Source organism: Terrabacter aerolatus, from assembly GCF_007991735.1.
Classification (GTDB): Bacteria; Actinomycetota; Actinomycetes; order Actinomycetales; family Dermatophilaceae; genus Terrabacter; species Terrabacter aerolatus.
The window spans coordinates 67,915-88,118 of sequence record NZ_BJYX01000003.1; the positions used below are offsets into that span (position 1 = coordinate 67,915).

13 protein-coding genes and 1 riboswitch are annotated in these 20,204 nt (G+C 72.8%); of the genes, 5 read left to right on the plus strand and 8 right to left on the minus strand.

Going from position 1 to position 20,204, the window contains the following annotated elements:
- Nucleotide 1 precedes the first annotated feature (1 nt).
- Together TAE01_RS04190 and TAE01_RS04195 are read left to right on the plus strand one after the other, a co-directional pair.
- Nucleotides 2-1,246: a DUF58 domain-containing protein gene (locus tag TAE01_RS04190; protein WP_147063739.1), complete on the plus strand. Its 1,245-nt coding sequence runs from the start codon at nt 2-4 to the stop codon at nt 1,244-1,246.
- Nucleotides 1,243-3,552 (plus strand): transglutaminase TgpA family protein, encoded by a 2,310-nt coding sequence (locus tag TAE01_RS04195; RefSeq protein WP_147063741.1) that lies wholly within the window; start codon nt 1,243-1,245, stop codon nt 3,550-3,552. Before TAE01_RS04190 ends, TAE01_RS04195 begins: the two co-directional genes overlap by 4 nt.
- 129 nt (nt 3,553-3,681) lie before the next feature.
- Here TAE01_RS04195 and TAE01_RS04200 read toward each other — a convergent pair whose 3' ends face one another.
- The 6 genes from TAE01_RS04200 to TAE01_RS04225 all read right to left on the minus strand — a co-directional run bounded on the left by TAE01_RS04200 (nt 3,682) and on the right by TAE01_RS04225 (nt 10,941).
- On the minus strand, nt 3,682-5,307 hold the full coding sequence (locus TAE01_RS04200) for an RNA polymerase sigma factor (protein WP_371860823.1): 1,626 nt from the start codon (nt 5,305-5,307) through the stop codon (nt 3,682-3,684).
- A gap of 320 nt (nt 5,308-5,627) precedes the next feature.
- A complete protein-coding gene (locus TAE01_RS04205; protein WP_147063743.1) occupies nt 5,628-6,026 on the minus strand; it encodes a universal stress protein in 399 nt (132 codons plus the stop codon).
- Between the two features lie 235 nt (nt 6,027-6,261).
- The gene (metX, locus tag TAE01_RS04210; protein ID WP_425581099.1) at nt 6,262-7,350 is read right to left on the minus strand and encodes a homoserine O-acetyltransferase MetX; all 1,089 of its coding nucleotides are present in this window, start codon (nt 7,348-7,350) and stop codon (nt 6,262-6,264) included.
- A 252-nt stretch (nt 7,351-7,602) separates the two neighbouring features.
- Nucleotides 7,603-7,717: riboswitch (SAM riboswitch) on the minus strand.
- Nucleotides 7,718-7,863: 146 nt separating this feature from the next.
- Nucleotides 7,864-9,270 carry a DUF4192 domain-containing protein gene (locus TAE01_RS04215; protein ID WP_186815030.1) on the minus strand — a complete coding sequence of 469 codons (1,407 nt, stop codon included), beginning with the start codon at nt 9,268-9,270 and terminating at the stop codon, nt 7,864-7,866.
- 143 nt (nt 9,271-9,413) lie between these two features.
- Nucleotides 9,414-10,076, minus strand: coding sequence for a YkvA family protein (locus TAE01_RS04220; RefSeq protein ID WP_147063748.1), 663 nt, complete (start codon nt 10,074-10,076; stop codon nt 9,414-9,416).
- A gap of 109 nt (nt 10,077-10,185) precedes the next feature.
- Nucleotides 10,186-10,941, minus strand: a complete 756-nt coding sequence (locus TAE01_RS04225; RefSeq protein WP_307723820.1) for an EcsC family protein — start codon at nt 10,939-10,941, stop codon at nt 10,186-10,188.
- A gap of 167 nt (nt 10,942-11,108) precedes the next feature.
- Between TAE01_RS04225 and TAE01_RS04230 the strand changes: the two genes are divergently transcribed.
- Both TAE01_RS04230 and TAE01_RS04235 read left to right on the plus strand, forming a co-directional pair.
- Nucleotides 11,109-12,275 (plus strand): MalY/PatB family protein, encoded by a 1,167-nt coding sequence (locus TAE01_RS04230; protein ID WP_147063752.1) that lies wholly within the window; start codon nt 11,109-11,111, stop codon nt 12,273-12,275.
- Nucleotides 12,268-14,019, plus strand: a complete 1,752-nt coding sequence (locus tag TAE01_RS04235; protein WP_147063754.1) for a DNA polymerase — start codon at nt 12,268-12,270, stop codon at nt 14,017-14,019. Before TAE01_RS04230 ends, TAE01_RS04235 begins: the two co-directional genes overlap by 8 nt.
- Before the next feature lie 102 nt (nt 14,020-14,121).
- Here the strand turns inward: TAE01_RS04235 and TAE01_RS04240 are convergent, their stop codons facing one another.
- Nucleotides 14,122-15,075 carry a PAC2 family protein gene (locus TAE01_RS04240; RefSeq protein ID WP_147063756.1) on the minus strand — a complete coding sequence of 318 codons (954 nt, stop codon included), beginning with the start codon at nt 15,073-15,075 and terminating at the stop codon, nt 14,122-14,124.
- A 97-nt stretch (nt 15,076-15,172) separates the two neighbouring features.
- On the minus strand, nt 15,173-19,198 hold the full coding sequence (hrpA, locus tag TAE01_RS04245; RefSeq protein ID WP_147063758.1) for an ATP-dependent RNA helicase HrpA: 4,026 nt from the start codon (nt 19,196-19,198) through the stop codon (nt 15,173-15,175).
- Between the two features lie 176 nt (nt 19,199-19,374).
- On the opposite strand from hrpA, the gene TAE01_RS04250 reads away from it, so the two are divergent.
- Nucleotides 19,375-20,196 carry a hypothetical protein gene (locus TAE01_RS04250; protein ID WP_147063761.1) on the plus strand — a complete coding sequence of 274 codons (822 nt, stop codon included), beginning with the start codon at nt 19,375-19,377 and terminating at the stop codon, nt 20,194-20,196.
- The last annotated feature ends 8 nt before the right edge of the window (nt 20,197-20,204 follow it).

Sequence of the window (20,204 nt, forward strand, 5' to 3'; positions counted from 1 at the left end):
CATGCCCTCCCTGCGGAGCCTCCTGACGACGCGCGGCCGCGCCTTCGTCGGCTCGGGCACCGTCCTCGTGCTCGCCGGCGTCCTCTTCGGGTTCCGCGACCTCACGCGCTTCGGCGTGCTCCTCGTGGCGCTCCCCCTCATCAGCGCGGTGCTCGTGCGCACGCGCAGGACCCGGATGCGCATCGAGCGGCACACCCACCCGGAGCGGATCAGCGTCGGCCAGGACGCCCACGTCACCCTCTCCTTCGAGAACGTCTCCGGCGCGACGACACCGATCTTCCTCGCCGAGGAGCGCCTCGACTACGTCCTCGGCGACCGGCCCCGGTTCGTCGTCGGTCGCATCCCCTCGGGACGCGTGCGCTCGATCGACTATGCCGTCCGCTCCCACCTGCGCGGGCGCCACCACCTCGGCCCCCTCGGGGTTCAGGTGCAGGACCCGTTCGGGCTCGCCAACCGCAACGCCGTGCTCGAGGGCACGGCCGACCTCGTCGTGCTGCCGGCCGTGCAGCCGCTCTCGTCGAACCACCAGCCCAGCTCGGGCACCGGCTCCGAGGGCGAGCAGGCCCAGCTCATCGCCCTGCACGGCGAGGACGACGTGACCATCCGCGAGTACCGCGACGGCGACGACCTGCGCCGGATCCACTGGCCGGCCACCGCCCGCACCGGCGACCTCATGGTGCGCCAGGAGGACCGCCCCGCTCAGCGCCGGGCCGTCGTGCTCATCGACCCCAGGCCCTCGGCACACGGGGGCACCGGCGCCACCAGCTCCTTCGAGTGGGCGGTCACCGCTGCGGCCTCGGTCGCCATCCACCTGTGCGAGTCGGGGTATGCCGTCCACCTCGTCTGCGCCGAGACGGTCGAGACGGCGCGCGCGGCCGAGACCATGACCCCCGACGAGATCCTCGACGTGCTCGCCGTGGCGTCCCTGCGCGACGACACCGGCGAGGACGAGATCCTCCGGGCCGCCCAGGCGCTCGCCGCAACCGGTGGTTTCCTCGTGGCGATCGTCGGGCCGTCCGGCCGCGAGCTCACCTCCCGGGTGGCCAGCCTGCGCCAGGCCGGGACGACGGGCCTGGCCCTCGTGCTCGACGCGCGCAGCTTCGGCGAGACGCACGCGGAGGACGCCGAGCCGCACGTCGACAGCCTGCGGCTCGCGGGCTGGCGCGCCGTGGGCGTCGGACGCGACGAGGACGTCGCGCACGCGTGGGCCGTGCTGACGGCCGCGACCGTGGGAGGCAGCCGATGACCCGTCGCCGCTGGAGGATCACGCTCCTCGCCGCCCTCGCGACGATCGGCGCGATCTACCCCGCCACCACGCTCTTCGCCGACAACTCCTGGCTCGGACCGGTCACCTTCATCGTCGCGCTCGTGGCCGGGCTCGGCCTCGCCGGCCGTGGCCTGACCCGCTCGCGCGGCCTCGTCGTCCTGGCGCAGGTGCTCGTCACCGGCTACGTCGTCCTGGCGCGGTGGACGGGCGACTCGTTCACCCTGTTCCTGCCCACGCCGGCGACCCTCGAGGCGGCCAACCTGCTCGGGCTGCAGGCGCTCGACACGGTCACCCGCTACTCGGTGCCGGCTCCGCTCAACGACGGGATCACGTTCTGCCTCGTCATCGCGGTCGCGGTCGTCGCGATCGCCGTCGACGCCATGGCGGCCACGTGGCGCAGCCCCGCGGCCGCCGGGCTGCCGCTCCTCACGGCATACCTCATCACGACGATGAACAGCAACGACGTCCTGGCCCTGCGCTACTTCGTCGTGCCCGTGCTGCTCTGGCTCGTGATGCTGCACACGACCGCGCGCGCCCAGTTCGGCCAGTGGGGCACGGCCAACTCCGCCGACCACAGCGACATCGACGAGGCGGCGCACGACCGCGACGCGTTGCGCTCCTTCACCGCCGGCGCGCTCAAGCTCGGCGCCGCCGGGGTGATGGTCGCCCTGATCGTCCCGGCCGTCATCCCCCACTTCCCGCCGCGCTACCTCACCGAGGGGCTCGGGCGCAGCGGCGACGGGGGCGGCGAGGGCTCCGTCGGGTTCAACGACACCCTCGACCTGTCCCGCAGCCTCAACAACCAGGACCAGTCCCCCGTCCTGACCTACACGACGACGGCGTTCACCCGGGCCCCCCTGCGCGTCCTCGCGACGTCGTACTACTCCCGGGGGCAGTGGCTCGTCGCCAGCTCGACCGGCACGCGGCCCGAGAGCCCGCCGCCGCTGCCGTCGCTGGACAGGCGGCGCGACTACGTCATCACCGTCTCGGACAACACCCTCGCCGCTCCGCGCATCGCCGCGCCGTACCCCGTCGTCGCCGTCGCGATGGAGGGCACGCCGTGGTCGATCGACCCGGTGACGCGCGACGTCCGGGTCGGGCGCGCGGTGAGCAGCTACCGCGTGACCTACGCCGACCTCGCGCCCTCGCCGCCGCAGCTGCGCGAGGCCGGGGCCCCCGACTCCCCCGACATCACCGACGACGACCTCAGCATCCCCGACAGCTCGCGCGAGCTCGTGCAGCGCTGGTCCGACGAGGTCACCCGCGGACAGGGCAACGAGCTCGACAAGGCGATCGCCATCCAGGACCACCTGCGCGACACGAGCCGTTACACCTACTCGCTCGACCTCGGCGAGCCACGGCGCGACGCCCAGGGACGCATCCTCGAGCCGATCCAGAACTTCTACGAGACCCGGAGGGGCTACTGCGTCCAGTTCGCCACGGCCATGATCATGATGGCGCGGGCGCAGGGCATCCCAGCCCGCATGGCCATCGGATTCCTGCCGGGCCAGCTCTCCGGTGAGCGCTACGTCGTCCGCGCGAGTGACGCCCACGCGTGGCCCGAGCTGTACTTCCAGGGCTACGGGTGGTTGCGTTTCGAGCCGACGCCCGGTGCCCGAGCCGGCACCCCGCCGCCGTATGCCGTGCTCGGCTCCGACTCCGGACCCACCCAGGGCGGGCGTGGGGTGACCGAGTCGGCCTCACGGAGCGCCACGTCGGTCGCGCGGACCACCGCGGCGGCGCCCACCGTGGCACCGGTGCCCCAGCAGCGGGGCGTGCTCGACCGGATCGGTGCCTTCCTGACGGTGCGCAACCTCGCCGTGGCCGTCGCCGTCGTCGTCGGCCTGCTCGCAGCCTTCTCCATGCCGATCACGGCCTGGCTGGTGCGCCTGCGGCGTCGACGGGCGGCCGTGACCCAGCAGGACCTCATCGAGGCGGAGTGGGACGACCTCACCTCCCACCTCGGGGACCTCGGCATCCTGGCACCCGACGGGGTGACCCTGCGTCAGCTGCGCGAACGCTACGTCGGCGAGGGGCACCTCGACGAGGAGCACGCGACCGCGATGCGGCGCGTCACGGCGACCCTCGAGAAGTCACGCTACGACCGCCCCGAGCGCACGACGCAGCAGGAGGCGTCCCGGCTGCACGACGACATCCGCTCGATCCGTCGGCAGGTGGGCCGCACGCGTGCCTGGCCGACCCGGGTGCGCTCCTTCTTCTGGCCGGCGGCCGGCGTCTCCTTCTGGCGCTCCCTCCCCCAGCGCCTGCTCTCCCGCCGGCGCTGAGGGCCCGGGCCGGCTGTCCCCCTGGATGGCGAGCCTCGCCGGCCTCGCCACACCCCACACGCGAAAGGAGCCCACGACCGTGCGGTCGTGGGCTCCTTCGCTGTCCGGTCGGACCGGCGCGGCGTGTCCTCAGTCGAGGTAGTCGCGCAGGACCTGGCTCCGGCTGGGGTGACGCAGCTTGCTCATCGTCTTGGACTCGATCTGACGGATGCGCTCACGCGTCACGCCGTAGACCTTGCCGATCTCGTCGAGCGTCTTCGGCTGGCCGTCGGTCAGGCCGAAGCGCATCGACACGACGCCCGCCTCACGCTCGGAGAGCGTGTCGAGGACCGAGTGCAGCTGCTCCTGCAGGAGCGTGAAGCTCACGGCGTCGGCCGGGACGACGGCCTCGGAGTCCTCGATGAGGTCACCGAACTCGCTGTCACCGTCCTCACCGAGGGGCGTGTGCAGGGAGATCGGCTCGCGACCGTACTTCTGGACCTCGACGACCTTCTCGGGCGTCATGTCGAGCTCCTTGGCGAGCTCCTCCGGGGTGGGCTCGCGGCCCAGGTCCTGGAGCATCTGCCGCTGCACGCGGGCCAGCTTGTTGATGACCTCGACCATGTGGACCGGGATGCGGATGGTGCGCGCCTGGTCGGCCATGGCGCGGGTGATCGCCTGGCGGATCCACCACGTCGCGTACGTCGAGAACTTGTAGCCCTTGGTGTAGTCGAACTTCTCGACCGCACGGATGAGGCCGAGGTTGCCCTCCTGGATGAGGTCGAGGAAGAGCATGCCGCGACCGGTGTAGCGCTTGGCCAGCGAGACGACGAGACGCAGGTTGGCCTCGAGCAGGTGGTTCTTGGCCTTCTTGCCGTCCTGGGCGATCCACCACAGCTCGCGCTTGAGCTTCATGTCGATCTTGTCGCCGGAGTTGAGCTTCTCCTCGGCGAACAGGCCGGCCTCGATGCGCTTGGCGAGCTCGACCTCCTGCTCGGCGTTGAGGAGGGCGACCTTGCCGATCTGCTTGAGGTAGTCCTTGACCGGGTCGGCGGTGGCGCCGGCGGTCACGACCTGCTGGGCCGGGGCGTCGTCCTCGTCGTCGTCGCGGATGACGAAGCCGGACTCCTCGGTCTCCTCGGTCTTGGCCGCGGCAGCCGGGGTGGCGCCGTCCTCGGCGTCCTCGTCCGCGTCGTCACCGACCTCGATCGGCTCGACGACGACGTCCTCGAGCTCAGCCACGGGGGCGTCGTCCGGACCGGCGCCGTCCGCGTCGTCAGCGGCGACGTCGGCCGTGGCCTTCTTGGCCGCGGCCTTCTTCACCGCTGCCTTCTTGGCGACCGGCGGCTTGGCGGCCGCCTTGGCGACGCCCGCGTTGGTGGCGGCCTTCTTGGCCGTGCCCGCGGTGCTCGGGGTCGACTCGTCGTCGGCCGGGGCCGACGCGCGAGCGGCCGTCTTGGTCGTCGCCTTCTTGGCGGCGGTCTTGGTCGCGGCGGTCGTCGTCCGCGTCGCGGACTTCGTCGCCGCGGCCGTGCTGCTGCGTGCGGTGGCCACAGTGCCTCCCTTGGTCCCTGTTCGGGTCTTCTTCGTCGTGGTGACGTGCGGCGCGTCGACAACGATCTCGATGTCGTGGGCCTCGAGGGTCGTGAGGACCGGCTTCATCTGCTTCAGGTCGAGTCCGGCGTCGACCTGAGCACGCGCGATCTCAGTTCCCGTGATGGTGCCGTTGGTGCTGCCCTTGACCAGGAGCTGCATGATCGCCTCGTGCTGGAACACCTTCGGCAGGGTCTTGGGAGCTCCAGCGGTTGTTGCCTTGGGCACGGATGCAGTCGCCTTTCGTCGCAGGTCTCGTTGTGGTCGACCCGGTTTCGGGCATGCATCATCACAACGAACGAGAATGGGGGTTGGTGCCGGAAAGGCTTGGCCTGTCGGAGTCGGTCCCTGTTTCGAGCTCTCGGTGCGCCTGGTGCGATCCCGTACTCCGACATTATAAAACGGCAGACGCCATCTCGGCGAACGCACGTCGAACCCGCGCATGGCGCGCAGGGGTCACCGGGGCCGAGCCGGCCCCGCCACTCTCCTCCGGAGAGGGAGGTTCAGTCGCCCTTGACGGCCAGCACGGGGCAGCTGGCGTCGAGCAGGATCCGCTGGGCGTTGGAGCCGAGGATCAGCTTGCCGACGGGGCTGCGACGGCGGAGGCCGATGACGATGAAGTCGGCCTTCTCCTCCTCCGCGACGGAGATGAGGTCCTCGGCGGGGTCGTTGCCCCGAACGAGCTGTCGCACCTCGTGCTCGAGCCCCTTCTCCTCGAGGAGGCCCTGCACCCGGGAGAGCTCGGTCTCGAACTGCCTGGCCTCGTCCGCGTCAAAGTCCTTGCCCCCTCGGTGGGAGCTGATGACGACGAGCTTCGCACCGCGCAGGACGCACTCCTCGGCGGCTCGCTTGAGCGCCGCACGACCTTCCTTGGTGGCGACATAACCAACGACGATGGCCACTTTCCCGGACCTCCTTGGGACGGAAACAACCAGTGCTCGCACCGTACCCGAAATCGAGGCGGGCGGTGCGTCCCGCGCCGCGACTGCGGACCGGCCCTCGTCACACCTCGTCCGGCACCCTCCGCCCTTCCGCGCGCCGCCTGCGACGCCGCCGGGACGGCGCCCGGCGCCGCGCCTGCGGACGGCTCCCCCGCCCGGCGCGTCGACGACGAACCCGGCCGGGCCGCAGCAGGGCTCACGACCGGCGGCGCTCCAGCGCGGCGCGGATGATGCGACCCACCTGGTCCTCCTCGATGAGGAAGCCGTCGTGGCCGAAGTCCGACACGATGTGCTCGCGGCGCGAGACCGGGAGCGCCGCGTGAAGCTCGTCCGAGAGTCGCGGCGGGTAGAGCCGGTCGGTGTCCACCGAGACGACGGTGCAGTCCGCACGGACGCGGCCGAGCGCCCGCTGCACCCCACCCCGGTCACGGCCGACGTCGTGGGAGTTCATCGCCTCGGTCAGCACGACGTAGGAGTTCGCGTCGAAGCGGCGGGCCAGCTTGCCCGCGTGGTGGTCGAGGTAGGACTCCACCGCGAAGCGACCGCGGTCCCCCGCACGCAACGGGTCCTCGCCGAGCTGGGCCTCTCGACCGAAGCGCTCGTCGAGCTCGGTCTCGGTGCGGTAGGTGATGTGGGCGATGCGGCGCGCCAGCCCCAGGCCGGCGTCGGGGCGGCGGTCGCTCGCGTAGTAGTCGCCCCCCGCGAAGGCGGGGTCCTGCCGGATAGCGAGCAGCTGCGGCTGGCACCAGGCGATCTGGTCGGCGGTGGCGCTCGGCGTCGAGGCCAGCACGATGCAGCGATCGACGTCGTCCGGATGGGTGACCGCCCACTCGATGGCCCGCATGCCGCCCATCGAGCCGCCCACCACGGCCGCCACCCGGGCGATCCCCAGTCGGTCGAGGAGCAGGCGCTCGGCGGCCACCTGGTCGCGGACGGTGACGTAGGGGAAGCGGCTCCCCCACGGGCGCCCGTCGGGTGCCGGACTGGAGGGGCCGGTGCTGCCCTGACAGCCACCGAGGACGTTGGAGGCGATGACGAACCACGCGTCGGGGTCGACCGGACCGCCGGCGGCGACGAGCGAGTTCCACCAGCCCGGTGAGGCGTGCCCGGCGCCGGCCTCGCCCACGACGTGGCTGTCACCGGTCAGGGCGTGCTCGACGAGGATGACGTTGTCGCCCGCCTCGTTGAGCCGTCCCCACGTCTCGTAGGCGATGCGCACGTCCGGCAGCACGCCGCCGCGCTCGAGCTCCATCGTGCCGAGGTGGGCGAACTGCCGCCCTCCCACGGGGTCACCCTCACGCCAGGCGCCGTCCGACGCAGGCTGCCGAAGCGGTGCCGGGTCGTCGGCGTGGTTCACGGTGTCCGGTCCGGCCGTGCCTGAGCCACCACGAGCGCCACCACGAGTGCCACCACGGTCGGCGTCACGAGCGCCACCACGGTCGGCGTCACGAGCGACGGCGCCATCGGGGGCGTGGCGCGCGGGCGACACACGCGGGCTCTGCTTCCGGTGGGTGACGGTCATCGGGGTACTCCTCGGTCCTCGCGCTTGCACGCACCCGGGACGGGTGTGGCCTGGTCCTCACCCGGGGCACCCCACCGCGAAGGAGGGTTGCCGACCAGCGAGCCGGGGCTTGTCGCTGGTACTCGTGACCAGTCCCAACCATACGCGAGACCTCGGACCGGGCCGATGACACGTTCCACGACATGGACGCGGGCTCCCCCGCTCCCGCAGCCCGGCGGTCGGCCCGTTCGAGGACGGGGTCGAGCACCGGTGAGCGTCCCCGGCCGGCCGCCGGACTCAGGCGCAGCGCGACGGGCGAATGCCGTGGTCGAGCGACTCACGCACGAGCCGGCTCAGGCGGTGGCCCGGCTCGAGGGCGAGCGCCTGGTCGACCGCCACCCCGGCCCTGGCCCCGTCACCGCACCACCAGGCGAGCGATCCGACGACGGACAGCAGCGGGGCCGCGTGGGCCGCCGGGGTGAGTCGGCAGACCTGTTCGATGCGCCCGAGCACCACTCGTGGGGCCGAGGCCTCGTCCCAGTCGTCCCAGCTCCCGTCCTGCTCTGCGTCGTCCGGGTCGTCGAGGTGGTCCCGGCCGTCTGCGGCATGCGCCTCCGACCCACCCGGGCCACACAGCTCCCCCACGACTTCGTGCTCACCCTGGCCGCCGGGTCCGAGGTCGAGCAGCGCGTGCAGCGCCCGCAGCGCCTCGAGGTCCGACTCCGTCAGCCGCGAGGCGACGTCGTCCCCGGACCACGGGGCCACGTCCGAGCCCCCGCCGCCATCACGGTCGGGGCCGTCCGATGCGGGGGCGAGCCGGAGCCCGGGGCCGAGGAGGACGTCGAGCATGACGACGAGCTCGTCCGGGAGGGAGTCGAGCGGCACCGTGCCGGGGCACAGCCAGCCGATCAGGGCATCGCGGAACTCGACGTCGCGCAGCGGGCCGACGAGCGACGGCAACCAGTGCTCGATGCCATAGCCCTCGACCTCGCCCCTCAGCACGCCGCCCCAGGCGACGAGGGCATCGTTGACGAGGAACTGCCGGGCGCTGGGATCACCCCCGTCGAGCAGTCCGAGCTCCGACCCCGGGGACGGGGCGCGCCGCGCCGCTCGGCGCCCTGGCCTGCCAGCCCGGTCGGACACCGACCCCCCGGAGGCGGCGTATCGGCGCTGCCAGTCCTCGACGGCGGCCACGGCCAGCCCGTGCCTCGGCTCCGACGGTGCGAGCGGCTCGACGAGACGAGCCAGCTCCTCACGGTCCGGCAGCACGGCATGGCCCAGGGCGACGTAGCTCGCCACGGCTGGCACGTCGGCCTGCTCCGGCAGGAGCCATCCCTCCTCGGGGCAGCAGTCGCACCCGACGGACCGCCAACGGCCGCCCCGCACGACGAGGCGCTCCCGGACGACGACCCGCTCGGACTCGACGGCACCGGCAAGAGCCTCGAGCAGCGGTAGGGACTCGTCGGGCACGTCCTCGAACCCGACGACGGCGACGGACGACGGCGCTCCCTGCAGCAGGGTCGGCAGGGTCTGCGCGACCGCCTCGGCGGCGAGCGTCGGGTCGACGACGTCGAGCCTGGCGACGAGGCCGAGTCGCTTCCCGTGGAAGCAGACCACCACGACACTGCGCTCGGGCTGGAAGCCCAGGTGGAAGGGGATGATGGTCAGCAGCTCGGCCGGCCCGGACAGTGAGATCTTCGGCATGCGCCGAGCCTCGTCGTGCGGCCCGGACCGGACCATCGCCAACCGTTCGGGTGTGGACGAACCAACCCCGTGCCGAGGGGGTGTGGACCGAGGGGTGGACCGGCGCAGCGTGCCCGATCGCCGGGTCGCCCGCCGAGCCCGACTCAGCGCTCCAGCCGCTTGCGCACCGACTCCAGGACGTAGTCGGTCGCCGCCTGACGCGCGCCCTCGGGCAGCCGGCGGCGTTCTCCCCGGCCAGCACCTGTCGCCCGCCCCGTTCCGGTCGGGCGAGCGCCAGAGCCGTCCGACGCCCCGCTCCGATCGTGGGGGCGCGACCCTGCCCACGATCCCGGAACCGCACCGGCGAGGCCACGCGGAGCCGCGGCCCCGGTGGTGTCGCGGTCGCGCCGCGGACCGGCCTCACCGACCGGGTCCGCTGGATTCCAACCGGACGTCGGCGGCGGCGTGCGCGTCGCGTCGTGAGCACGACGCATCCCCTGGCCGGCCTCCCACGCCAGGAACCGGTCGGTCTCCTCGAAGAACGCCTTGACCGCCCACGAGATGACGACCGCGTCGTCGGCCGCACCGATGACGGGCAGGACCGCCTCGGGCAGCAAGTCGATCGGGGAGGCGACGTAGGCCACCGCCCCCGCGACGAGCCCGAGCCGCTTGAGGGTCGTGCCGGCATACGTCCGGTCGACGGTGCAGCGCACGAGTCGCGGCACCGCCTGCACGCGCTCCGGGAAGCTCGGCGAACCCGGCCGCGTCGAGGCGCGTACGACAGACGCGACCGTGGCGGCCAGCTTGATGCGAGAGGCGGACTTCATGCCCGGCCCAACGAGCGGGCGGTCGAGGCGATTCCCCGGCGTCGACGACGATGCGAAACGGTGATCTGCGTGCTCCTCACGGTGCGCGGTGCGGCGGCTGGACCCCGGCTCAGCGACCGTACGTCGTGACCGCCGGGAACTCCTTGGCCGCCTGCTTGCCGACGCGGCTCAGCATGTAGACGTCGACGCCCGCACCGATGAGGCCGCCGACGACGGGGACCGCACGGCCGAGCCGCGCGAACGTGCCCTGGCCGATGCGCCCGAGCAGTCGGAAGCCGACCGCCTTGTTGAGCACCATGAGGGCCGGGGCCGGGAGCCGGTCGAACGCGACCGACGACAGCTTGCCCCCGGCCGCCTGCAGCCCCGCCTTCTTGAGCAGGTCGTCGCTGTCGGCGCCGGCGAGGGTCAGCAGGATCGCCGAGCGGATCTCGGGCTGGTCGATGTCGTAGCCGCGCACCTTGGCCGTCGCCGCGGTCATGCGCGTCGCGAGCAGGTAGAACTCGAGCACGTTGGCCGGCAGCGAGACGGGCATGGTGAAGAACCCACCGAGCCCCGTGGCGAAGCCACCGATGGCGCCGAGCTGGCGGTGGTCGCGCGCGATGACCCGCAGGGCCTGGTCGGCGTCGCCGCGGGCGTGCTTCAGGGCGTTGGCGGCGACCTCGTGGGCGGAGTCGAAGGGCCCCTTGCCGTCGATGCCGACGTCGAGGAGTCGCTCGACGAGCCGGGTCGCGGCTCCGGAGAGCCCTCCCTCGGCCGGCAGCGCGGCCCGTTCGAGCGCGCCGGCGTCCTTCGATCGCCGCAGCTGCGCGGCGGTCGCGTCCGAAGCCGCGATCGTCTCGTTCCTGCTCCAGCCCAAGATGCCCACCAGTTCCACCCTCTTCGTCCGACGTCCGGTACTTCCGGGTCCGTCCCGCCGACGACACCGTATGCCGCGGCCCTCGCCCGTGGCACCCTCGTACCCAGTCGGCCGACCGGCGGGACCGCAGCAGGGCCGGGCGGGACGACGTCGGCCCACTCTCGTAGGGTCGCCCCATGGGCGAGACGACGAGCGGGCGGCCACCGATCCTCGGGGTGGCGTTGGCCGACCTCCGTCGCGACCGCACGTCCGTCAAGTGGGGCGTGCACGGCCCGGACGTCATCCCGATGTGGATCGCCGAGATGGACTGTGCCCCGTGCCCGGCGGTCGTCGAGGCCGTGACCGCAGCCGTCACCCGGGGCGACACGGGCTACGCCCTGACCTCGGAGTATGCCGCCGAGGTGGCCTCCTTCGCCGAGGCCGAGTGGTCGTGGGGCTTCGACCCCAGGACGACGACCCGGGTGTCCGACGTCCTGACCGGGGTGACCCACCTGCTCGGACTCTTCACCGACGTGGGCGGCCCGGTCGTCGTGAGCCCTCCGGTCTACAACGCCTTCTACGAGGTCATCGAGGCCTGCGGGCGCCGGGTCGTCGAGGCACCGCTGGGGCGCGACCTGCGCCTCGACCTCGCGGGGCTCGCCGAGGTCTTCGCCCGCGAGACCGCCGAGGGCGCGCGGACGGCATACCTGCTCTCCAACCCGCACAACCCGACCGGCACGGTGCACACGGCCGCCGAGCTCGAGGGCCTCTCCCGGGTCGCGGACGAGCACGGGGTGCGGGTGGTCTCCGACGAGATCCACGGACCGCTCGTGCTGCCGGGGAGCACGTTCACCCCCTACCTCACGGTCGCCGGCACCGAGCGCGGCGTCACCGTCACGTCCGCCTCCAAGGCGTGGAACCTCGCCGGTCTCAAGGCGGCGATCGTCGTGCCGGGCGACGCGGCCGTCGACGACGTGCGCCGCCTGCACCCGTACGTCACGTTCGGCGCGAGCCACCTCGGTGTCATCGCGCAGACAGCGGCCTACCGCGACGGACGTGACTGGCTGCGCCGGCTCGTCGGAGAGCTCGACGCGAACCGGCAGCTGTTGACCGAGTTCGTCGCCGACCAGCTCCCGGGCGCCCGGCTCGTCGTGCCCGAGGCGACCTACCTCGCGTGGCTCGACCTCGGCGGCCTCGGCCTCGGTGACGACCCGGCCGGTGAGGTGCTGCGCCGCGCTCGCGTCGCCCTCTCCCCCGGGCCGATCTTCGGCTCCGGCGGCCGGCAGCACGCCCGGGTCAACTACGCCACGTCGCCCGAGATCCTCCGCGAGGCGGTCGGTCGGATCGCGGGCATCCTTGACTGACAAGGACGCTGGCCCCGCGCTCGCCGCCCTCGTCGTCGGCCCGCAGGGGGCGTATGCCGTGGGGCCGGGTCTCGACGAGCCGTGGCCGCTCGACGGGCTCGTGACGCGCTTCGCGGAGACGTCGGCGCGGCTGCGGCCACGCTGGGTGGTGTGGTCCGCAGCCGCGGCGCTCCGCGACGTCGTCGGCGCGGGCGTGGAGGTGTCGCGCTCGTGGGACCTCGCGGAGGCGCACCGCATCGTGCACGGTGGCTGGTGGGCCACCCCCGGGCACGTCGTCGCCGGCTGCCGCGGACTCGACGAGGCATCGGTGCCCGCACCGCGCGCGCCTCGCCTGCACGGCTTCGACGGTGACCTCTTCGACCTGGCTGCCGGTGACGACGTCTCGCTGTTCACCGGCGACGGCCACCTGCGACCCGACGCCGCCCGCTGGGCGACCGACGACGCGCGACTGCGCGAGCTGGCGGTGCTGGCCCTCGAGTGCCAGGGGCTCCAGCACGAGGCGCTCCGGCGCATCGGCGGCCCGCACGCCGCGCGCCTCGAACGGACCGTGTGGTCCGAGTCCGCCGCGGCCGTGCTCTGCCTCGAGCTCGAACGCGACGGCCTGCCGGTCGACCGGGCCGCGGCCGAGGACCTCATCGCGGCCTCGGCGGGTGCCCGACCCCTCGACGACGCCGACGCGGCGCGGATCCGCACCGCGCGCGACACCTCGGTGCTGACCCACGCGCCCGGCCGCGAGCGCACCGACCTGCGCAACCCGACGCAGGTCCGCGAGCTGCTGCTCTCCGCGGGCGTCGACGTGCCCAACACCCGCGCCTGGGTGCTCGAGCCCTATCGGCACACGCACCCGCTCGTCGACGCGCTGCTGCGCTGGCGCAAGGACGAGCGCATCGCGACCACCTACGGCTACCGCTGGCTCGACGACCACGTCGGCGCCGACGACCGGCTCCGCGGCGGGTGGACGGCCTGCGACGGGGCCGCCGGCCGCATGACGGCCCAGAACGGCCTGCACAACCTGCCGGCGCCGCTGCGCCCCGCGATCTGCGCCGCACCCGGGTACGTCTTCGTCCGCGCCGACCTCGGTCAGATCGAGCCCCGGGTGCTGGCCGTCGTCAGCGCCGACCGGGCCTTCGCCGAGGCCACGCGGGCGGACGACCTCTACGCGCCCGTCGCGGCGAAGCTCGGTGCCGACCGCCCCAAGGCCAAGGTCGCGGTGCTCGCAGCGATGTACGGCCAGCGGTCGGGCGCCGCCGGCGAGGCCCTCAAGGACCTCGAGCGCGCCTATCCCGTCGCCATGGGTCTGCTCGACCGGGCGTACGCCGACGGCGTGGCGCGCCGGCCGGTGCGCACGTGGGGTGGCCGGCTCATCCGGTTCGGCGGGGTGCCCGTGCCGTCGCTGGAGCCCGGCGTGCCCGAGCCGTCGGGCAGCGCCGAGTTCTCGGCCACCGGTGCCGACGGCGCGCGGGGCCGCTATGCCCGCAACGCCATCATCCAGGGATCGGCCGCCGAGCTCTTCAAGGCCTGGGCCGCGACCGTGCGCCACGCCGTGCGCCCGATCGGGGGCCAGATCGTGCTGTGCCTCCACGACGAGCTGCTCGTGCACGTGCCCGAGCAGCACGCGGCGGCCGCCGCAGCCGCCGTGGAGCACACCCTGTCGAGCGCCGCCCGCGCCTGGGCCGGCACCGACGAGGTCCGCTTCGTCGCCGACACGTCGATCGTCCGCCGCTGGAGCGAAGCCAAGCCCTGAGCCGGGCCGACCGTCCTGCGCACCCCGTTCGAGGTGATTCCCGACCGTGTCTGGTCGCCGATCACCTCCACCGGTGCGCTCCCGCCCGGTGGACGTGCTGGTTCAGCCGCGGTCGTCGCCGTTCTCGTCCGTGTGCTCGTCGTCCTCCGTGACGTCCTTGAGGAACGCCTCGAACTCGGCGCCGATCTCGTCGGCCGTGGGCAGGTCGGAGAGGTCGGTCGCGAGCAGGTTGCGCTGCTGGCGCCCCTCGAGGAAGGTGTCGTACTGCTGCTCGAGGGCCCGGACCACCGCGGTGATCTCGTCGGACTCCTCCATCTGGCGGCTGATCTCGGCGCGGTTGAGGCCCGCGGTGGCCGCGAGCTCGCGCAGGTCGAGGTCGAGCCCGGTGGCCGCACGGACCCGCTCGAGACCGAGCACGGCCGCGTCGGCGAACTCGCTCTGGCCCAGGTAGTGCGGCACGTGCACCGCGAAGCCGATGGCGTCGAGCCCGGCCTCGCCGAGTCGGAACTCGAGGAGCGACGAGAAGCTCGCCGGCACCTGGACGGTCCCGAACGCCGGGTCGTTGCCGGTGACGAGCCGCGGGTTGGTGCCGTGGGCGGTGACGCCGAGCGGGCGGGTGTGCGGCACGGCCATGGGGATGCCGTGGACGCTCACGGTCAGGTCGACGCCGAACGCCTTGATGAGCGTCGAGGTGGCCTCGACCATGCGGTTCCACTGGTAGTCCGGCTCAGGGCCGACGAGGAGCAGGAAGGGCACGCCCTCCTTGTCGACGACGCGGTGCAGCAGCAGGCTCGGGTCGTCGTAGCTGCTCCAGTGGTCGCGGTCGAAGACCATGACGGGGCGGCGGCCGCGGTAGTCGAGCAGCTGGTCCACGTCGAAGGAGGCGATGACGCGCGACTCGTGCGTCTCGAGGATGTGGTCGGCCATGAGTCGCTGGGTGTGGCCGGCGTCGATGAATCCGCCGAGGGCGACGACGAGCACCGAGGCCTGCAGCTCCTGGAGCTGGCTGGGCGAGGTGTCGCTCTCGAACTGGAAGAGCTCGGTCGGGTCCTGCACGGGTCTGGCCTTTCGTCGTACGGGGTCGAAGGGTGCAACGCCCCGTCACATCCCATGATTCCCCACCGCGGGCGTCCCCGCGGGGATGCCCGCCGGGTCAGGCCCCGACCTTGGTGATCGCCTTGAGGATGCGCTGCGGGGAGACGCTGTATGCCGTGCCGACCGTCTGAGCGAAGAGCGAGACCCGCAGCTCCTCGATCATCCAGCCGATCTCGACGACGTCGGACGCACCGCGTTGGGCCGGTCGCAGCGTGTCGAGCAGGTCGGCGTAGCGGCCCTCGACGAGGTCGACCTGGTCGAGCGCCTGGGCGTCACGGGCGAGGTTGGCGGGAGCCTTGTCGAGACGGTGCGCGATGCCTCTCAGGTAGCGGTCGAGGTCGGGCAGCCGGCGCAGGCCGGTGTCGGCGACGAAGCCGGGCCGCACGAGCTCGCGCAGCTGGGCGCGGACGTCGGCCAGCATCGGGCGGATGGCGTCGCTGCTCGACCGGTCGAGCTCGGCGAGGCGGTTCGTCAGCGCCAGGTGCTTGGCGAGGATCGGCTCGACGAGGCCGACGACCTGCACGACCTTGGCGGTCGTGTGCGTGCGCACGGCCGACAGAGCCCACTCGAAGTCCTCGCGGGTGCGGACGGTGTGGTCGGTCCGATCGGTGACGGCATCGTCGCGGATGGCGTCGACGGCGGCTGCGAGGCAGTCGTCGAGCAGGGCCTGGACGCTGCCGTGGGGGTTGTGGCCCAGAGCGAGCTTCTGGGTGTTGCTGAGGCGGGCGAGGATCTGCTTCCAGGGCGGGGTGATGCCGAGCAGCAGCAGCCGGCGGACGCCGAGCCGGTGCTCGGCATCGGCCTCGGCCCGCGTCGGCAGCACCCTCAGGTCGACGGCCGAGCCGGTGTCGACGAGGGCCGGGAAGCCCTGGATGCCCTGGCCGCTCTCGAAGGTCTCGGCCACCCCCTCGTCGGGGAACGACGTGAGGCCCGCGCGCTCGACCCGTGAGCCGGCGCGGCTGACCTGTCGGCGCAGCTGCGGGGTGGCGGTGTCACGGACCGCCTCGAGGTCCTTGCCCGTGGCCACGGCCTTCCCGTCGGGACCGTCGACCTGGAAGGTGACGCGGAGGTGGGCCGGCACGCGGTCGGTCTCGAAGTCGGCCGGCGTCACCGCCACCCCGGCCCGACGGCGCAGCGCGGGCGCGAGGGCCGGCAGGAGCGGGCCGCTCGTGGGGTCGAGCTCGGGCAGGACGGCTCGGGCGTGGTCCGGTGCCGGGACGAGGTTGCGACGGATCCCCTTGGGCAGGCTCCGGATCAACGCCGTGACGAGCTCCTCGCGGAAGCCCGGCACCTGCCAGTCGAAACCGTCGGGCGTCACCTGGTTGAGGCGTTCGACGGGGATGTGCACCGTGACGCCGTCCTGTGCCGAACCGGGCTCGAACTGGTAGGTGACGGGCAGGACGTTCTCACCCTGGGTCCAGGTCGTGGGGTGGTCCTCGTCGGCGATGCTGCCCGCGCTCTCGCGCAGCAGCAGCTCCTCGGTGAAGGTCAGCAGGTCCGGCGTCTCTCGCCGAGCCTTCTTCCACCAGGTGTCGAAGTGACGGCCCGACACGACCTCGGCCGGGATCCGCTTGTCGTAGAAGGCGATCAGCGTGGAGTCGTCGACGACGATGTCGCGCCGGCGCGTGCGCGCCTCGAGCTCGCCGAGACGCTCGACGAGGGCGGCGTTCTGCCCCAGGAAGGCGTGCTGGGTGTGCCAGTCGCCCTCGACGAGGGCGTGCCGGACGAAGAGGTCGCGCGCGAGCTCGGGGTCGATGCGGCCGAGACCGACGACGCGACCGACGACGAGCGGCACCCCGTAGAGCGTGACCCGCTCGGTCGCGACGGCGGAGCCGCGCTTGCCCGACCAGCGAGGCTCGGAGTACTGCCGCTTCACGAGGTGCTCGCCCAGCTGCTCGGCCCACACCGGGTCGATGCGGGCGTTGACCCGCGCCCAGAGGCGGCTCGTCTCGACGAGCTCCTCGGCCATGACGAACTGGGGCTGCTTGCGGAAGAGCGCCGACCCGGGACTGATGCCGAAACGCGTGCCGCGCGCGCCGGCATACTCCCGCTTCTGCTCGTCGCGGACCCCGACGTGCGAGAGGAGCCCGGCGAGCAGGGACTGGTGGATCGCGTCGGCGTCGATCTCACCCTCCCCCACGACGACGGTGCCGCGGCTGACGTCGAGGCCGGCCTGCTTGGCGGCCTGCTTGACCTGGCTGTGGAGGTCCTGCCACTCGCGGATGCGCAGGTAGTGGAGGAACTCGGCCTTGCACATGCGGCGGAAGGCGCTGCTGCTCAGCTCCTTCTGCTGCTCCTTCAGATACGCCCAGAGGTTGAGCCACGTGACGAAGTCGCTCGTCTCGTCGGCGAAGCGCTTGTGCGAGGCGTTGGCGAGCTCCTGCTTGTCCTGGGGCCGCTCGCGCGGGTCCTGGATCGACAGGGCCGCGACGATGACGAGCACCTCGCGCAGCACCCCACGCTTGTCGGCCTCGATGACCATGCGCGCGTGCCGCGGGTCGATGGGCAGGGTCGCGATGGTGCGGCCGTATGCCGTGAGGCGGCGTCCCGGGCGTCGGCGGCCTCCCGCAGCGGCCGGCTGGTCGTCCTCCGGCGAGAACGCCTGCAGCTCCTCGAGGAGCCGGACGCCGTCGGTGATCTGGCGGCTGTCGGGCGGGTCGACGAACGGGAAGCGGGCGATGTCGCCGAGTCCGAGACTCGTCATCTGGAGGATGACGGAGGCGAGGTTGGTGCGCAGGATCTCGGGGTCGGTGAACTCGGGCCGGCTGTCGTAGTCGTCCTCGGAGTAGAGGCGGATCGCGATGCCGTCGGCGACGCGGCCGCAGCGGCCGGACCGCTGGTTGGCCGAGGCCTGGCTGACGGGCTCGATGGGCAGGCGCTGGACCTTGGTGCGCTGGCTGTAGCGGCTGACGCGCGCCGTGCCGGTGTCGATGACGTAGCGGATGCCCGGGACCGTCAGTGACGTCTCGGCGACGTTGGTGGCCAGCACGATCCGACGGCCCGTGTGCCGGGAGAAGACCCGGTGCTGCTCGGCGGCGGAGAGGCGGCCGTAGAGCGGGACGACCTCGGTGACGGGCAGCTTCATCCCGTTCAGCGCGTCGGCGGCGTCGCGGATCTCGCGCTCGCCGGAGAAGAAGACGAGGATGTCGCTGCTCGTCCCGGAGTGCCGCTCGGTCCACAGCTCCTCGACGGCCTCGCAGACGCCCGTCACCATGTCGCGCTCCTCCGCGTCGGGCCGGTCCGGGTCGACGAGCGGGCGGTAGCGGATCTCGACGGGGAAGGTGCGGCCCGAGACCTCGATGATCGGGGCGGGATCGCCCGTGGCCGGGTCGGCGAAGTGCTCGGCGAAGCGCTGCGGGTCGATCGTCGCCGAGGTGATGATGACTTTGAGGTCGGGACGGCGCGGCAGCAGCTGCTTGAGGTAGCCGAGGATGAAGTCGATGTTGAGGCTGCGCTCGTGGGCCTCGTCGATGATGATCGTGTCGTAGCGGCGCAGGTCGCGGTCGCGCTGCATCTCGGCGAGCAGGATGCCGTCGGTCATGACCTTGACGAGCGTGTCGCTGCTGGACTGGTCGGTGAACCGGACCTGGTAGCCGATGGCGGTTCCGAGCTCGACCGCGAGCTCCTCCGACAGGCGCTCGGCGACCGCCCGGGCCGCGATGCGCCGGGGTTGGGTGTGGCCGATGACGCCGTCGAGCCCGCGACCGAGCTCGAGGCAGATCTTCGGGATCTGGGTCGTCTTGCCGGACCCCGTCTCGCCCGCGATGACGACGACCTGGTGGTCACGGATGGCCGCCGCGATGTCGTCGCGGCGCTCGACGACCGGCAGGTGCTCGGGATAGGTGATCGGCGGCACCGTGGCCGCGCGCGCTGCTCGTCGAGCCTCGCGCTGCTCCTGCGTCGGTGTGCGACCCTGCCGACGAGGAGGGTGCGCGCGACCGCTCTCGCGGTGCTCCTGCGGCTCGGACGTCGCCGGTGGGCGCCCGTCCGAGCGGGGGGCGCCCTCACCCGAGGCCGGGCGACGCCGACCACGACGCCGGGGTGGCCGCGACCGCGCGGGTGCGTTCGCAGGCTCGTCGGACATGCTCGACAGGATAGGCGGCGACGAGGCCTGCTCCGAACGGATATCCGGGCGGGGGCCGCTCTCGTGAGGACCGGGACGCGCGAGGGAACGCAGCACGCGGCCCCCGGGTCTGAATGGCCGAGACGCCGGGTCCCCGAGGACCTACCGTGGTCCCACCCGTCCGAAACGAGGCACCGTTGTCCGATCCCGACCGCCCCCGTCCGGCCCTGCCGGACCCGCAGCAGGACCGGCACGTCGCCTTCCCGGACGACGCCGGACCGCGCGGACCCCTGGCGTCGGGAGCGTCCCTGCCTCCGGAGGCCTGGGCTCCGCGGACGCCGGGCAACCAGTCCGCGACGACCTCGGGTGCGACCGGCGGCGCGCCCACCCGAGGCCTGCCGGTGCCCGCGATCCTCACGACGCCGCCTGGGCGCCCTGAGCCCCGGCGACGCAGCCGCGGCTGGGCCGCCCTGCTCCTCGTGCCGGCCCTGTTGATGGGAGTCTCGAACCACGGCAGCAGCGAGTCCAGCTCCACGACACAGGACTGCACGCACTATGCCGATGCAGGTCCGGGCACGGCGGACTGCGGCTCCTCCGACGGGCCTGCGGACGGCAGTGGCAACGGCTGGCCCGCGGACCCCGTCGTGGGTGTCTGGGCCGAGGATGTCACGGCGTCGACACGCCCCCTGGCTCCGGTGCAGAACGGCTCGCCGAAGGTCGTCCCGGTTCCCGCCGACACCACGGCCCTTCGGGTCGAGATCGTCTCCAGCGCCGGTCCGTCCGGATCCCGCCTCGAGACACAGGTCGACACCACGGTCGGCGGCAGCATGATCGACGCGTGGGACCAAGGCCTGCCGCACGCAGTCGAGATCCATCTCGAGAATCGACCCACCGATCTCGCGATCTCGGTCGCGATCAACGCAGGTTCGGGCACGGTCCAGTGCCGCGTCTACGCCGGGAGCACCCTCGTGGCCTTCGACACCTCCATCACGACGGCGACGTGCCGCCCCGAGCTGTGAGGGCCTGA